Below are 16053 nucleotides of genomic sequence, written 5' to 3'. Positions count from 1 at the left end.
GTCGTATTCTGACCTGTTCGTTTTCTAGCAAATGAGAGCCTCATTTCCGATAATTTTAGTGTTATACTTGAGTTACCGCACGATTTCAAGTCCTAACCATCTGGGGGAACTTCATGTATAAACTACTAATTGTCGAGGATGAACCTCTGATCAGAGCTGGCTTACAGCATTATTTTGACTGGACAGCACTTGGTGTCACTACGATTGTTGAAGCTGAAAATGGGAAGGAAGGCTGTCTTACAGCTCTTCATGAGCAACCTGATCTGATCATCACCGATATTCGCATGCCTGAGATGGATGGACTGCAGATGATTGAACACATTCGAGCGACACGACCGGATACCCTCTTTATTATTTTGACTGGTTTCAATGACTTTGAATATGCGCAAAAGGCAATTCGTCTTGGCGGCGTGCATGCCTTTCTGTTAAAGCCTCTGGAATATGAAGAAAGCTTTTCGACCATTCAAAGCTGTATGTCTACCCTTAAGCAAAGACGAAATGAACAGCTACTTCGAACGAATTTGGAACAACAAGCCAACGAAAACCAAAGCTTTAAAAGCAACCATTTGGTCAAGTTTTTACTGGAAGATGAGCATGCAGCTTGGGAGGAAGGCGTTTCTCAGCAGTTAAGCGACTTCAGAAGCAAGACCATCATGTATCAACCTTTTGTTGTCACATGGTTACCTCCGAATGCCACACAGACTTACGAAAGAAAAGAGTTTCGCCAGCGAGCCGAGCGCATCATTCAGTCCGCATTAGATACTATGTATGACTCCAGTATTCCCAGTCACTTGTTCTTATATATAGATAGAACCAAATGCTATGCAATAGCGCTAATGGATGATCGAACAAGTTCGTACAAGGCCGATCACGTCTCGCTTCCAACCTACGATTCCTGCTTTTTCATAGCCATTGGTAAATCAACGACAGATAGCTCGCAATTAACGCAACTGCTTCGTCAAACGGATCAAGCGCTGTATCAACGCTACTATCATGTCAATCGACAGCTCTTCTTACCGAACGAAACCAATGAGACGCATACTCGTGTCAAAGATACCCGATTACTTCTGGAAGAGGCCGATAGGAACCGACTGATCTCTGGACTTGAAAGTGGTAATAAAAGTGATATAGAGCTGCTAATGCACCGCCTTGCCACGGACTTACGTACGCATATGCCCCACACTTCGCTGGATCGAGGGTTCGCCTTTATACAGGAAATCATCTCCACCACGATTCGCTTTGCCCATCGGAATGGCATTCCTGTGGAGGGCGTTTACAGCGAAAAGCTTATTAAACTGACGTGTGTCGATGATTTCCCAACGCTTGATGCCCTTTTCAGCTGGCTAGCAGCTTGGATGGTGCAAGTCAGCGAAATGTATCGAGATGAGTTCTCTTCAACGAATCATCAGGATGTGCTTATTTTTGAGCATATTGAAGCTTATATCAAAGAGCATATCGACCAAGATATTACACTGCAAATGGTAGCCGATCGTTTCTTCTATAATCCATCGTATTTAAGCCGTATTTTCAAGAGAAAACTCGATAAAAATTACATGCGGTTTGTGACTGAAATTCGCATCCATTATGCGCAAGAATGCTTGAAGAAGCCTGAGTATCTAGTGACGGATGTGTGCACGATGTGCGGGTATAAAAGCTACAAACATTTCGTCAAAACCTTCCGAAGTATTACGAATATGACGCCAACCGACTATCGGAAGAAATGGGGGTGGTAAACCTTTGAACACATGGCGACGGCTCTCGCAGTATTACCGGATGAAGCATGTCAACCATCAAATATTCGTGCTAATGATCCTGATTATCACCGTTCCCTTATTGATTATTTCGGTCATTATCTATTTCTTTTCCATCCAAGCCGTCAAAAATGAATACCAGAGCTCCTCGAACCTTATTCTCACGAATCTGTCCTTCAATATTGACCAATATTTGCAGAGTATCGAGAAAGGAACGCTAAACGCTCAAATGGATGGGCAACTGCAGAATGCGTTAGAGCACTGGGTTGCTGATGGCGACGAGAATAGTAATGATCAACGTATTCAATACGGGAACACGATTGAGCACTTTGTCAGTTCGATCGAAATGACGATTAAAAATGTGGACAGCGTGCAAATTTACGCAGGTTCTCGTGTCTTTTACTCAGCAAATTTCAATCGCTCGGACTACGATGTGAAAGAGTTCACGAAGGAAGACTGGTACTTACAGACACAGCAAAGTAAAGGTGGAATCGTCCTGTTCGGAACTCACCTCCCCTTCCATCGTGTGAATGCCAAGGATCCCGTTATTTCCATCGCGAGGGTCATTAATAAAGTCGGAAGTAAACAGCCACTCGGGGTTATGCTTATTGATATTCGGTTGGATTCTTTACGAGAAATATTGAAATTGTCCGAGACGAGTAAACGCAACTTCACGATTATAGATAGTCAGGGTGCTAGTATTTATAATTCCGAAAGTACGTCTGCGAACGCAAATGTACCGATCACACTAGAGAATGAGAAGCTTCAGACTGTTTTGAATGCTGAAAATGGAAGCTTTTACGCGTATTTTGCCGGTACCAATTCGTTCATCAACTTCGTGACCTCGCCCTATTCGGGCTGGAAGGTTATTCAATCCATCGATGAGAAAGAAATGACGAAGCAAGCGGAGATTTTGATCAAAATCATACTAGCACTTGCCTTCTTATCCCTAGGAACTGCGGTGTTATTCATGTTCATTCTTTCCGCGCGCGTGACGAAGCCTATCATTCTACTGAGCCGCAAGGTGAAAATGGTTGGCTTAGGCAATTTCGATGTCGATCTTAGCTCGGATCGGCAGGATGAGTTCGGCGTGCTGTATCAAGGTATCCGCAAAATGCTCGAAGACCTGCAGAACTATATTGAACGTTCCTCTATGGCCAAAGCCCAGCAAAAGGTCGCACAATATGGCGCTTTGAAAAGTCAGATCAATCCGCATTTTCTCGCCAATGTGCTGGAAACGATTCAAATGAAGGCGATCATCAGCGGACAACGAGATGTCGGTGAAATGGTCGGCATCTTAGGCCGCCTGTTCCGCATTCATATCCAAACGGGTAAAGAAACGGTTACCTTGCAGGAAGAATTGATCCACATTCGCCTGTATGTGAAAATCCAACAGCTGCGCTTCGGGGATAAAATTCAGTATCGGGAAGAGCTCTCGGTGAATAGTGAGACTTTGCAGGTTTTGCATTTTTCGCTACAGCCGCTAATCGAAAATGCCTTCGTGCATGGATTGGAACGGAGCAGTCATGCAGGACTATTGGAAGTATCTTCCGCGATATCGGGGGATGACTTACTGATCCAGATCAAGGATAATGGAGTTGGCATGGATGAAATCAAGCTTGGGCAGCTGCGAAATCGGCTTGCCCAACCTTCAGATACACTCGATGAAACACATATTGGTATCAAAAATGTGCATGATCGTATCGTTTTCTACTTTGGTGACTCGTATGGGATTGAAGTGGAGAGTCAGTTAGGCGAAGGGACCATCGTTCGGATACGCATTCCTGCACTCACAGTAAGGAATTAACTCCTACAACGACCACTTCAGGAAGACAGACCAGGACGACAGACCAGGACGACAGACCAAGACGACAGACAGGAGGTCCTTATGCTAGGACTCGCGATTTTACTTGCTTTTAACTTCATTGGCATTTGGCTTCAAACGAGCTTTCACATCCCGCTTCCCGGGAATGTGATTGGACTTATTCTTTTTACCATCGCCCTGTTTGCAAAGCTAGTTAAGCTCGAATGGGTGGAAACGACGGCCAATTGGTTCACGGGCCATATGATGCTTTTTTTTCTACCGTTTGTCGTGGGAACAATGGCATTCTTCCCTCTGATCGGGCGGAATTGGCTATCTATCGGGGTTGGCGTCATGGGGAGTACAATTGCTGTCCTTATCGTAACTGGATTTATTACCTCCAAATTGCAACGTCATGAGGAGAAAGGGCATCGGATGCATACAGGTGCTAATGGGCAAAAGACAGCTGAAGGCGGGATACAATGAGCACTTCAGCATGGCTTATGAACCCGATGTTTGGCATCGCACTCAGTGTTATAGCTTATACGGGTGCTCAGTTAATTCATCAACGATGGCGTTGGTTGCATCCACTCTTTGTTTGCTCAGGCTTCATTATTTGCCTCCTGCTTATCTTGCATATCCCTTATGCCGCCTATAAGGTAGGGGCTGACATGATTACTGTGCTGCTTGGCCCAGCAACTGTGGCTCTAGGTGTGCCGCTATACAAAAATGCCGGCTTAATCAAAAAGCATATAACCAGCATCTTGATTGCCGTTACGATCGGTTCCCTATCCGGTATTGTCACCGCCGCTACTCTGGTTGGACTGCTCGGCGGAAGCCGCGAGATTCTGCTCAGCATGCTGCCGAAATCCGTGAGCTCGCCGATCGCCTTGGAAATATCGCGCCATCTCGGCGGTTTGCCCGAGCTAACGGCAGTGCTAACGGTGCTAACCGGGCTGTTCGGTAGCATGATCGGCCGAAAGCTGCTGACTTGGCTCGGATGGCGCGATTCGCTGTCCATCGGGATCGCCGTTGGCACCGCTGCGCATGGCATTGGCACCGCACGCCTCCTCAAAGATTCGGAGGAGGAAGGCAGCATGAGCGGCTTCGCCATGGGCGTTGCCGGGATTATTACGTCGATTTTATTTATTCCGGTATATTGGTGGTTTAGCTAGAAGGATGCGCGTAGACAGATGTGTGTAGAAAGAAGCGTGTAGAAAGAAGCCCCCATCTCGAAGCGATTGCTTCAGGTTGGGGGCTTTATTGGTTCCGGAAGTGGAAGGTTGAGGTGCAACAAATTACCTGTAAAAACTACAGCTAATTTACTACTTTTGTGGCGATTATGGGCAATAGATGGATAACCTACAGCTAATTATTAGCAATTTGGCGATTTCGAGTGAATTTGGTGTAATTAGCAGTACATTTTCCAGTTAATCCATCTCGAACGCTGAAATGGACAAAATTAGATGGATGTTTTCCAGTTATTTGGAAATCGGAAGCTAGCAATGTGCCATTCTTGCTCAAAGTAACTCCGCCAATGCCCTTGCGTATAGCGAATGCCCGTATTCATTCGGATGATTGACGTTATTCATCAATAAACTCGCGTTTGATTTGCCTGCAGCTAATTCTGCTAACCATAGCTTCTGAGCGTCCGCGAGTGCAACCTTATACTGTGTGGCAAGTCGTCGCAAACTGTCTGCATATTCTGCTACATTTTTACTCGCGAAATGCCACCGTAGATTAGGTTGGCAAGGTGTGATTAGGATGATAGCTGCGCCCGTCTGTGCCCTCAGCTGTTCGATCATTGCCGCTATATGTCGTTCAAATTCAGGTGGTGGAACGTCATTCCCTCTTTCCACATCCCAATTTTGATCATTCATACCATAACCAATCGTCACCACATCTGGTTGACAAGCGATCACATCCTCTTGCAGACGAAGCAATCCGCGCCGGCTTGTTTCGCCGCCTACGGCTTTCATCGTCAGCGTAACTTCTGACGATGCAAATCGAGAGCGTAATTGCTCTGCAAATCTGTGAGCAAATGTGAAGTTCACATTGGGAATCTCGGCGCCCATTGATATGCTGTCACCGAGCACGACGAGTGAAATGGCACGCTTCTCTTTCAATCGATGTTGCCAGTGGTCAACATCATCAGCATTTGCCACGCCAGAAACAACAGCCTGCTCTTTCTCATATTCATAATCAGCATACACGGTATACGCCACATTCGAAATCATCCCATAATCGCGATGATCAAATCTTTCCAGGCCATGCAAGGGATGGTCTCGCCAATCCGGAATCGCACCAGTTGCCATCCGATAGATCGTTCCATCTTCCCCATCGATCATGTAGTCAATCCCCAGCTGGAATCGCCGATTATCGGGGTGTATGGCATCCGGATGACTCCTCAGCTCCAAACGCCTACCGCCGCAATGCGGTCGATAACGCATCTTTTGCTTCTCCATGCCGGGGAAAACGAACGTTTCCCCTAGTTGACTTTGTAGCTCCATTGCTCGTCTTCCCCTTTTTACACTTACCAAAGTAAATCTATTCGACCTGTAATTCCCTCTAGATAAATTCGATCCACTTGGCAAGCATCCGTAAGATTGAGAAACTCTTTCTCATTTAATCTAACTTCTACAATACCCGCCGCAATAGCCTCAACGGGTGGAAATAACGTGAGATTGGCATCTTTCAAATTCCAAACGGTCAGATTCCGCCTAGGCTGACGATTCCGAGTTGGGAACGCCTGATTTTCTCGGCAAAGCACACTCGATTTCTGCTTTTGCGAAACCACTATACGGCATTCCTCATGGAAAGTGCGGTCTAATGCGTATAGTCCCGTGTCGCTCCCTAACTGAACCGATTGTCCAGGAAATAACGGCACACCCTCTGGCAGCCCTACTTGCAATTGAACTGTCGTATCCTGCTTACAACCCGTGAACCAGAAGGCGTTCTCATGACGCGAGATGAAAGTTAGCGCCGAGTGCGACTCGGTTGTTTGCTTCTTCTGTACCAAATGATAACCATATGGCTGCAGCATATATCGCAATAATACCGAAGAATCATACCATTCTGCCTCTTGCCGAATCGGCAGATGCGTTACACCTGCTGGCTGGAATGGTAAAGATCCGTGCAACCAACCGATTCTTCCACCGTTCCAATCTGCGTCACATCGTGTTACAGCATAGGCGCGTTCCTCCCCATTTTGAACAGCTAAGGCATGTACCGTTGTACTCGAATCTGCGTTCTCCCGGAGCGTTAAGCTCAGCCCGCCATCCCCAATATCAGCACGATGCCTAAGCTTTGGTGTTGATACATTCTCCCCAACCTCATCTTGTGCAAGGGATATGCTCAGCTCAAAATCACCTTCTAAAGGCTGCACTCTCTGCAATTGCAGCATCTCCAATACGGTTGATTCCAGCACATCCCCATAGAGCAGCACCTGACCGCCATGGCTTACAAGCACATCAATCTCAGCGACCAAATCCTTCGTTAATCCTGCTGTCGAAATCAATAGCACGGTGCCTTTTAGCTTCTCCTTAGCCTCCGGAGTCATTGTTCGAAAGGTATCCGTCCCGAGCACGGTATTCAACGGCAATCCTTCATTGATCGCATTACGAATGAACCAATCGTGAAAGAACACACGGCCTGTCGTCTGGCGATCCTCTTGCAGCACTTTATGCAGCTCACGAAATGGATACAACCAAGTGACAATACCTAGCTGATCAGGTGCATCTTTGAGCGCTTTGCGAATGTGCGGAATAATTTCAGCTGCACTTTCCGCTTGGAGTTCCCCATACTCTGTATCAATCGTTAGAATTTGAACGACGCCCGGCGGTTCTACACTTCCCTCTGCATTCACCCTTGCCGCTGCCAGCGGGCAATAAATATCGTGTGGCTCCCGATCATAATAGTCGAACCAAGGATTTTGCCAGAACCAAGGATCATTCGCGTAAAAACGGTACATATAGGTTTCCTTCGGAAGCTCGGCAATCCGTGATAAGTAACCTGTGATTTCGAGTCCAAAATCGTAATTCAACGCTCCCCAAGGGGAGTTCGGAGGTGGATACATCAGATATCCCTTGTCATACAGGTCTTGCATGGGCACATAATCTTTGGCGAGATCCATCCCAGTCCCGTAATTCGTTCCTCGTATTTCCGTTCGAATATCTGGGCACTCCAGCTTGAACGCATCCCAAAACGATAACATCTTGGTCGTAACTTCCTCGTAATCCGCAATCGCTAGCTGCGTCCCATCATAATTAGCACCCAGATAGGTCCAGGGAAAATACGATATCGCAAATCCATTGGAGAACCATATATAATCAAACCCAAGTGCAGGTAAATAACTAGCGCACTGCTTTCCTAGAAATTCGCCAAAAGGTAAATCCTCCGGTATGCCATTTGGATACGCCGCATAGTTCACGGAGTCAGCCTTCATCTTGGACCAACTACATACGACGGTGTAGTGTGTTTTTAGCGAAACGTACGTACCGCCGATCTCGGCTCGATTTATTTCTGGATGATCCTTATATTTAAAATCCGAATAAGCGAATTCTGGTCCCGCATCGAAGGTAGCACCAACCTCCAGCTCGACACCAAATTTCTCCTTAGCGATTCGCTTGAATGAATCAATTACACGTTTCAGATCCCCATAAGTGAAGGTAACAGGCTCACTGGTATAGAGACGAGCAATATGAGGGTCCTTGCTATTCGTGACATGACCGAACATTTCCTCATTCGCAAACCCAATGTATCTCGCCCATTCAAAAGGGACATCCAGCTCCCCCTTCCAGGTCAGGATTTCACTGCCATCCGAAACCCATAGCAGCATGGAAGCCTCCTCTGCCATTTCCAACAGCGGCTGCCATTGGCGCAGCGCCTCTGTGCAAACTTCATCAATCGCAGAAGGATCCAAGCTTTTGAACGGTTTAAGACTCATCTCCAAGGAGGCTCGTTGAAGTGTTTTTTTCGTAACGTGATCTATCGCCATATCTGTCATCTCCTCACAATCAATTTATACAATTACCAGCCCTGCCACTATTCCTTCACACTGCCCAGAATAATTCCTTTTGTGAAATACCTTTGTAAAAATGGGTAAATGATGAGAATCGGCAGCGCTCCAAGAAAGATTTGTGCGGCACGTGCGGTACGATCCGATATGAGCGCCAACATCTCTAGATCTGTATTGCTTTTGATCAGTGTGTCCAGACCAACAACCACCGTATATAAATAGCTTTGTAGTGGATAATGCGATGGCGAGTTCATGAATAGAATACCGTCAAACCACGAATTCCAATGGGAAACTGTCGCGAAAAGCGTAAGTGTGGCCAAGGATGGCGTAGACAAAGGCAAGTAAATGTTCCACAGAATTCGCCACTGCCCTGCGCCATCCATGAGGGCTGCTTCTTCCAATTCCTTGGGCAATGCCCGGAAAAAGTTCAGCAAAATTACAACATTATACACAGGCACAGCATGCGTTAAAATCAAGGCCCAAATCGTGTCTAATAAGCCGAGCGAGCGTATCGTCATATAGAGTGGGATAATCCCTCCACTGAATAACATGGTGAACACGAATATCCAAACGTACACTGTTCTACCCTTGAAGTTTGCTGCTTCCTTGGACAGTGGATAGGCGACTAGAATGGTCAACACCATATTTACGATGACACCCAACACAACTCTTTTGATCGAAATGATGAAAGAGGTCATAAACTCTGGTTTTTCAATGATGAATTGATACGATTTCCATGTGAATTCGACAGGCCAGAAAGTGACTGAACCTGTAGCAACTGCATTATTGGAGCTGAGCGACATCGCCAGCAAATGAATTAATGGCAGAATACAAAGGACAGATAAGCTAACAAGAAACACATAGTTCGCAATTGTGAACCCTTTATACGCCCAAGACGCCGTCTTGATCATGCTGAATTCCCTCCTTCTGCTCAGAAAATGCGGTAATTGGCAAAACGATACGCCATCGTATAAGAAAGTGCGATGAGGATAAATGAAACGAGTGACTTAAAGAGTCCGACTGCTGTCGCCACCCCGTATTGCGCATCGATCATCCCAATCCGATACACGAAGGTGTCGATGATATCTCCACTTTCATACACAATAGGGCTGTACAAATTGAATACCTGCTCGAACCCCGCGTTCAGCACATTTCCAATACTGAGTGTCGCCAGCAGGACGATGATCGGTGCCATGCCGGGCAAGGTAATGTGCAGCGTTTGCTTCCACCGATTCGCGCCATCCATCGTCGCCGCCTCATACAGCGCTGGGTTAATGCCGAGGATCGCTGCCAAATACACAATCGTGCTGAAACCGAATTCCTTCCACTCATTCGTCAGTACTAACGTGAACGGAAACCACTGATTGTCTCCCAAGAAGAAAATCGACTGCATCCCCAAGGCTCGGAGCCCCGCATTGACGATCCCTTCTTTTGGCGAAAGGACATCCAATAAGATCCCGCTTAGAATGACCCATGAAAGGAAATGCGGCAGATAAACCAGCGTTTGAACAATACGTTTTACCGCATTCTTTCGAATCTCATTCAGCAAAATGGCAATGAGAATCGGCACGATCAGACCTACAATAATTTTCATGAGGGCAATATAGATCGTATTCCAAAGCACGCGATAGAAATCTGGCAACTCCATCACATATCGAAAGTTATCCAGCCCAATCCATTTGGAATGAAAAAGCCCCTGTGTTGGCATGTATTTCTGGAACGCAATAACAATGCCGGCCATCGGATAATACTGAAAAATAAGGATGGCAATCAATCCGGGAATGAGCATCAAATGCAGGGGCATTTGCGCTTTCCATTTCATTCTGTTCACATGTTCTCCCCCTTACCGGATGAAAAAAAGAAGCTGGATTATCGCCAACCTCTTCCATGTCTTCATTATAAAATTAACGAACATGCCACCGATACGGGACATTATTGCGGCTCTTGCCTTATATTAACCAGTTAATCGAGAGTCGCGATACACCTGTGGTGTAAGACCCGTAATCTTCTTAAATAGCCGTGTAAAATAAGGCGCAGACTCCAATCCAACCATCGCTGCGATCTCATGGATTTTGTGCTCAGTCGTCATTAATAGGGTCTTTGCCCGCTGAATGCGCACATCCGTAATATAATCAAGCAGACCTTGCCCTGTTGTTTGTTTATACATCCGAGAGAGGTATGGCGGGCTCAAATATACCAGCTCCGCTAGGCGCGTTAACGAGAGCTCTTCTTGTAGAAACGCATGCACATAATGATGAATCTGGCCGATCATATCCGTCGTTCTCTCCGCCTTTTTCAGCCCGTTATAGTCCGCCAGCGACAGCGCGATGCCCGCCAGAAATTGAACAGCATCCACCGTACTGTTGTGCTGAAAAGGATTCAGAAGCTCCTCCATTCGGAACGCTTCACCGAGCTGTGCGATCAAATGACGCTTATTGATATACGTTAAAAGAAAAGCAGCAAGATGCGAGAACGCCTCATAGGCGAGCGCCTCTCCCGAATCGTTGTGCGATATCAATTTGATTGCCTTAACGACCTCACCAAACAGGTGCTCACAGCCTTCTTTTTCACCGTTATCCAAATAGGTCTCCAGCAGATCCATCTTGTGCAAATGAATACGCAAATCCTGCTCTTCATAGAATTGCTTGCTAGAGCGCAATTCTTCTTTGTCTTCCATGCGTTGCTCGGTCAACAGCATCTCATGGCCTTTCCCGATGCCATAGGCCAACTGCAGCTTCAAGGCCTCAATCCGCTGCATCATCGCCTCCCAGGTGCAGAAACTAGAAGCAAGCATGAAAGAAACTGGCACCTTCAGATGCCGCCGACAAGCCGCCTGAACCAGCTCTACGCCGCCAGAGAGCGTACGAATCGCTTGTTCTTGCTCCTCTTGCGCTTCGGTAGGCTTGGTTGGTTGCACAAGCCAAATAAATCGATTGCGATCATAGGGAAGCGCTATCATCTTAAGTGAGCCATTTAAATATTCTTCCGCTATGTTGTGAACGGAATAGAACAGGAGCGATTGATCCGATGGTGCGGCGAAGGACCCCCATTCATCCAAACGACCGATGACGAGGAGCACAGGACTCCCTGCATGCAGCCCGATGGCAAGCTCCTCGAACCGTCTAGCCCTGACGGCGAGCGATTCTGACTCGCCTTGAACGAGCTGCCGCAAGTAATCGCGGCGTATCGTTGGCAATGCTGCGTGCAGCTGCTCTCGGGAGCGCTTCAGAATCTCTTCACGGTTGATCTCGAGCGCGATATCCTGCGTCGCCTTCTGTACCGCTTGAATGATCGCCTCATCGCCCTCTGTTTTGAGGACGAAATCGATACCCCCATTGCGAATGGCTGTCTGAGCGTACGCAAAATCATCAAAGCCCGTCAAGAAAATAATGCGGCAGCGCGGCCACCTTTTACGCGTATAATCGGCAAGCTCCATCCCACTCATCCCCGGCATCCGAATATCCGTGAGCAGAACGTCCACTTTTCCCGCTTCCATCTTCTCTATCGCTTCCTTGCCGGAGTGGGCTTTCACCATTTCGAAATCCATGTCCTCCAGCTCGAGCAAAGTTTCTGTCAAATAGTGAACGGCCAGTGGCTCGTCATCCACGATCATCATTGTCAGCATGACATCACTCCTCTTTTTACAAATTGATTTCCCTTATCCGACGAATGGAATGACGACCGATACCATTAGACCACCTTCATCCCGTTGTTGAATTCGTATGCCCGCCTTCTCGCCAAACCTTAATTGCAAGCGTCGGTGCACATTCAACATCCCCGTTACTTCTTCCGTTGCCTGCCCCTCTTGCGTTTTGGCCTGAAAATCTCGCAGTTCCTCGTCGGTCATCCCTTTTCCATTGTCCTCTACTTGGATGATAACGAGCATCTCACCCTCATCGTCCTCATGGCATGTGGTCGAAATCCGCAGATGACGCTCATGATGATCCTGATCAAACCCATGATGATACGCATTCTCCACGATCGGCTGTAAGATAAGCCGTGGAACAACAATTTGCTTGCATACCTCTGGCAGAGGCTGCATCTCAAATGAAATCCGGTTCATATACCGGATGGTTTGAATCTCAGCAAATGCGCGAACATGGCTTAACTCCCGCTCCAATGGGACCTCTTCACTGCCATTTCGCGTCATGTACTGGAAATAATCGCCGAGATATTTGGTGAATCGGGTCGAGTTCTCGAAATCTTGCGCTTTCGTCATGCGATATAATAGATAGAAGCTGTTATATAAAAAATGCGGATTTATCTGCGACTGCAGCTGCTTCAGCTCGGATTGCTGAGTACGGATTTTCTGCTCGTAAATTTCGAAGATCAGTTTCTTCAAATGAGCGACCATGTTGTTGAACTGAGCATATAAATAATGAAATTCATCACTGCTTTTATACGTTAGCTCGACTTGCAGATCACCAGATTCCACCTTGCGGAAGGCTCGGACAAGCCTGCTGAGCGGGCGATGAATGATGCGATACACATAGATGGAGAACAAGATGATGACAATGAGCGCGCATAATGAGATGAGATATAAATATACCTGATAATGATCAAGTGGCCCCATAACAGCTTTTTCCGGGACATAGGCAACCAACGTCAGATCCAATGACGGTGAATACGTGGAAACCGTAAGAAGTCGCTGATTTCCGATTTTGATAAGCTCATTGGTTGCTTGCGCTTTCTGCGAGGATTTGTCTTGCAATGCGGACATATGCCCGCGAATCGTCTGACTAATGATGGTGTAGGCCTCTTTATTTTGTGTATGGACGATATCCCAATCTGCTTTAACGATCGCTGCTCCGCCCTGATCATAATTGTTAATCTGCGCTAAATACGATTGCATGGCTGGCATAGAAAGCTCCAGTTCGAGAACGAACATCGGGTCGCGCCCTTCCACCAACTGATTATTGGGATAATATTCACGCAGGTAAAGATGATCGCCATCGCGATAAAATAACCCTGTGCGTGAGCTGGAATCTCGTTTTAATTGATCGAGCCGCTCTCTAGGCAAGCTGTCGGCTAATTCGGAGGAGGTAATAATTTTATTAATAGGCGGAATGAACACACTCGCCCGTTCAATATACATACTCGATTCCTTCAGTAAGACGAGGCGTTGCTGAAACCTTTTCAAAATAACAAGCTTCTGATATTCCGTTAAACTATCGGCAGTCACACTCAGCGCTTCCAAATCTTCATCATTCATGTATTGCCGTTGAATACGTCCCATTCTGTCAATTTCATTTTCGAGTGAAGAGCGATAGAACTGGATTTGCGACTCAAGTGATTTCGAAATTTCGCCACGAACGAGTTCTGCCCCCCACTCATTAATGCGAGTTCCAATCACATACATGGGTGAAAGCACGATGAGAAAAGTCACTATTAATTTGCCAAGTATTGAGAATCGTCGTTGTCTCCCTGCCATCCGCATAACTCCTCACCCAAACGTCCTTTAACTCACTATACAAAAGATTGACCTGATTGGATATATGAGCGACAAACTACCCCGCCAGTAGATTCCTCTACTTTCGGGGCAGTTCAACCTCATCCTATTTGTTCTTCGCGTACCAATCGTTTACTTCTTGCTCGATCTTATCGCCTCCGAGTTTTTGGAACTCTTCAGCAAATTTGTCGAACTCATCGATTGAAGAATCGCCCATAATGATTTTGGTGAACGTTTCCGCTACTTTCTTCTTCAATGTCGGCAGCTTCTCAGCCATAGTCGGTGTTGCTGGCGCTAGGAATAGATTATATTGTCCGATCTTCGCTTTGTTATATTGATCGATAACACTATAGCTGCCGCCATCGCCCATCACGATATTGCTAAACCACATGGAATCATCACCAGCTTTAAACTTCGTCATACGATCAAAATGAATATTGGCCGGGAAACCAAGTTTACTGCCATCCCCCGTCTTCAGCGCGTCTTGCACAAGATGGTAAGCTTCTAAATTCGTATTGAGCGCATCCATCGTCACTGGCGCGTATTTAGCTGGGAAAATACCTGTTTTGGAATCCGAAATAAACGGATTCGGATCTGGTGTATACGATTTCTCGTAGAAACGGTTTACATAAATATTGGCCAGCTTGATCGCTGCCTCAGGATGCTTTGCTCCTTTTTTAACTACATAAAAGGTACTTGCCGTATCATAAAGCTGCGGTATAGCTGGCTGGCTATCGGCAGAAACAATCGGATATACTTTCCATTGTGCTTTCGGATCCTTCGTATGATTTTCCTTCTGGATATACCCACCATCTGACACTAATCCGTAGGCAAGCCCAACACGCCCTGCTGCTACATCTTCTTGGATTTTAGCTGGCGGCTTAACGCCGAATTCTTTATCGAGCACACCATCCTTATACAGCTCTTGGAGCTTCTTTAAAGGTGCCTTTAATTCCTTTTGAACAAAACCATACACCAGCTTACCTGATGCATTCTTCACGAAAATATCCGTATAACCATGATAGCCGTTAAAGAATCCACGAAGTGAACCGTGTCCGTAATCCCAGAAATCTTTATTCACCGCAAGTCCAATCGTATCGTTTTTCCCATTTCCGTCTGGATCTTGTTTGGCAAATGCGGTTGCGATTTTAATAACATCATCCATCGTTTTGGGTTCTTGCAAATTCAGCTTCTGCAACCAATCCGTTCGTACGTAGATCATCTCCGCTGTGCTGACACCGCCATTGCTGTACGTGTGAGGAATACCCAGCAATTTGCCGTCAATTGTGGCCGCCTTAAGTCCAATTCCACCATCTTGATTCAACATACTCTTTAAAAAAGGCGAGCTATTTTGTTCCCATATTTTCGTTAAATCCTCTAATTGGCCCGCATCCGCCAAACGCTTCATTTCCTCTTTATTCACCTCAAGGAAATCCGGGATATCGCCCGATGCGATAGAAACATTCAGCTTCTGATGGTACTGCGTTGAATCCACAGACCACGAATTTTTCACTTTAATCCCGTAGTCTTGCTCGAAAATTTTGGTCCAGATATTGCTGTCGATCGAATCGCCAGCTGCATATTTGAAGGTTGCGTCCACCGATCGCACCGTCGTCACTTCAATTGACGGATCATATTTCGCCAACGGGTCTACACGCACTGCTGCCGTTTGAGCAGCTACCGGACTAGCCGATGCTGCTGCAGTTGCGGATTTGGACGCCTCTGGCTGATCCGTCGAATTGCTGCATGCACTTGCGACAACTGATAATAACATAATAGAGCCTATCGAAACCGCCCCGTATTTTCTCCCTTGCTTCATGGCCATTTCCCCCTCGTTCGCCTATTATTCCAACTGGATACGTTTTCATTATAGAATCACTCGAGCATGGCTCGAAACGGGACATTCTTGCGAACCTTGCCTTTTATTACACTCTTTGTATCTCTTTAGGATAAATGATGATTCAGGGGATGGCAATTTCTTCTAACGCGCTGAATGTGCCTCTACACCTATTTTGTTGTACAATGAGTTCGTAAT

Annotated in this window: 11 protein-coding genes; 4 read left to right on the top strand and 7 right to left on the bottom strand. The window is 46.5% G+C overall.

The features are described 5' to 3' along the window. Positions 1-113 precede the first annotated feature (113 nt). The 4 genes from ACSQ8P_RS13265 (at position 114) to ACSQ8P_RS13250 (ending at position 4727) form a co-directional block, all read left to right on the top strand. Entirely contained in the window at positions 114-1733 is a 1620-nt protein-coding gene (locus tag ACSQ8P_RS13265) for a response regulator transcription factor (RefSeq protein ID WP_436235618.1), read from the top strand. Between the two features lie 4 nt (positions 1734-1737). Beyond that, positions 1738-3558 carry a cache domain-containing sensor histidine kinase gene (locus tag ACSQ8P_RS13260; RefSeq protein ID WP_436235617.1) on the top strand — a complete coding sequence of 607 codons (1821 nt, stop codon included), beginning with the start codon at positions 1738-1740 and terminating at the stop codon, positions 3556-3558. A gap of 81 nt (positions 3559-3639) precedes the next feature. Next, entirely contained in the window at positions 3640-4038 is a 399-nt protein-coding gene (locus tag ACSQ8P_RS13255) for a CidA/LrgA family protein (protein ID WP_436235616.1), read from the top strand. Beyond that, positions 4035-4727 carry an LrgB family protein gene (locus tag ACSQ8P_RS13250; RefSeq protein WP_436235615.1) on the top strand — a complete coding sequence of 231 codons (693 nt, stop codon included), beginning with the start codon at positions 4035-4037 and terminating at the stop codon, positions 4725-4727. The genes ACSQ8P_RS13255 and ACSQ8P_RS13250 overlap by 4 nt, the downstream gene beginning before the upstream one ends. Positions 4728-5072: 345 nt before the next feature. Here ACSQ8P_RS13250 and ACSQ8P_RS13245 read toward each other — a convergent pair whose 3' ends face one another. The 7 genes from ACSQ8P_RS13245 to ACSQ8P_RS13215 all read right to left on the bottom strand — a co-directional run bounded on the left by ACSQ8P_RS13245 (position 5073) and on the right by ACSQ8P_RS13215 (position 15837). After that, a complete protein-coding gene (locus ACSQ8P_RS13245; protein ID WP_436235614.1) occupies positions 5073-6062 on the bottom strand; it encodes an SGNH/GDSL hydrolase family protein in 990 nt (329 codons plus the stop codon). Between the two features lie 23 nt (positions 6063-6085). Continuing rightward, positions 6086-8548, bottom strand: a complete 2463-nt coding sequence (locus ACSQ8P_RS13240) for a hypothetical protein (protein WP_436235613.1) — start codon at positions 8546-8548, stop codon at positions 6086-6088. Positions 8549-8595: 47 nt separating this feature from the next. Next, positions 8596-9480, bottom strand: coding sequence for a carbohydrate ABC transporter permease (locus ACSQ8P_RS13235; RefSeq protein WP_436235612.1), 885 nt, complete (start codon positions 9478-9480; stop codon positions 8596-8598). 20 nt (positions 9481-9500) lie between these two features. Beyond that, complete coding sequence (locus tag ACSQ8P_RS13230; protein WP_436239518.1) at positions 9501-10391, bottom strand: ABC transporter permease; 891 nt, start codon at positions 10389-10391, stop codon at positions 9501-9503. A 132-nt stretch (positions 10392-10523) separates the two neighbouring features. Continuing rightward, positions 10524-12194, bottom strand: a complete 1671-nt coding sequence (locus ACSQ8P_RS13225) for a response regulator transcription factor (protein ID WP_436235611.1) — start codon at positions 12192-12194, stop codon at positions 10524-10526. Between the two features lie 33 nt (positions 12195-12227). Continuing rightward, complete coding sequence (locus ACSQ8P_RS13220; protein ID WP_436235610.1) at positions 12228-14000, bottom strand: sensor histidine kinase; 1773 nt, start codon at positions 13998-14000, stop codon at positions 12228-12230. A gap of 124 nt (positions 14001-14124) precedes the next feature. Then, positions 14125-15837 (bottom strand): extracellular solute-binding protein, encoded by a 1713-nt coding sequence (locus ACSQ8P_RS13215; RefSeq protein ID WP_436235609.1) that lies wholly within the window; start codon positions 15835-15837, stop codon positions 14125-14127. Positions 15838-16053 lie beyond the last annotated feature (216 nt).

The organism is Paenibacillus sp. LjRoot153, from assembly GCF_964253085.1.
GTDB lineage: Bacteria > Bacillota > Bacilli > Paenibacillales > NBRC-103111 > Paenibacillus_E.
Note: the sequence above shows the minus strand (reverse complement) of the source record. Positions and strands in the feature narration are given on the sequence as shown.

Coding starts and splice junctions, on each gene's coding strand:
- ACSQ8P_RS13220 (WP_436235610.1), bottom strand. CDS start 14,000: ATGGCAGGGAGACAACGACGATTCTCAATACTTGGCAAATTAATAGTG.
- ACSQ8P_RS13255 (WP_436235616.1), top strand. CDS start 3,640: ATGCTAGGACTCGCGATTTTACTTGCTTTTAACTTCATTGGCATTTGG.
- ACSQ8P_RS13265 (WP_436235618.1), top strand. CDS start 114: ATGTATAAACTACTAATTGTCGAGGATGAACCTCTGATCAGAGCTGGC.
- ACSQ8P_RS13225 (WP_436235611.1), bottom strand. CDS start 12,194: ATGCTGACAATGATGATCGTGGATGACGAGCCACTGGCCGTTCACTAT.
- ACSQ8P_RS13250 (WP_436235615.1), top strand. CDS start 4,035: ATGAGCACTTCAGCATGGCTTATGAACCCGATGTTTGGCATCGCACTC.
- ACSQ8P_RS13240 (WP_436235613.1), bottom strand. CDS start 8,548: ATGGCGATAGATCACGTTACGAAAAAAACACTTCAACGAGCCTCCTTG.
- ACSQ8P_RS13230 (WP_436239518.1), bottom strand. CDS start 10,391: ATGAAATGGAAAGCGCAAATGCCCCTGCATTTGATGCTCATTCCCGGA.
- ACSQ8P_RS13245 (WP_436235614.1), bottom strand. CDS start 6,062: ATGGAGCTACAAAGTCAACTAGGGGAAACGTTCGTTTTCCCCGGCATG.
- ACSQ8P_RS13235 (WP_436235612.1), bottom strand. CDS start 9,480: ATGATCAAGACGGCGTCTTGGGCGTATAAAGGGTTCACAATTGCGAAC.
- ACSQ8P_RS13215 (WP_436235609.1), bottom strand. CDS start 15,837: ATGAAGCAAGGGAGAAAATACGGGGCGGTTTCGATAGGCTCTATTATG.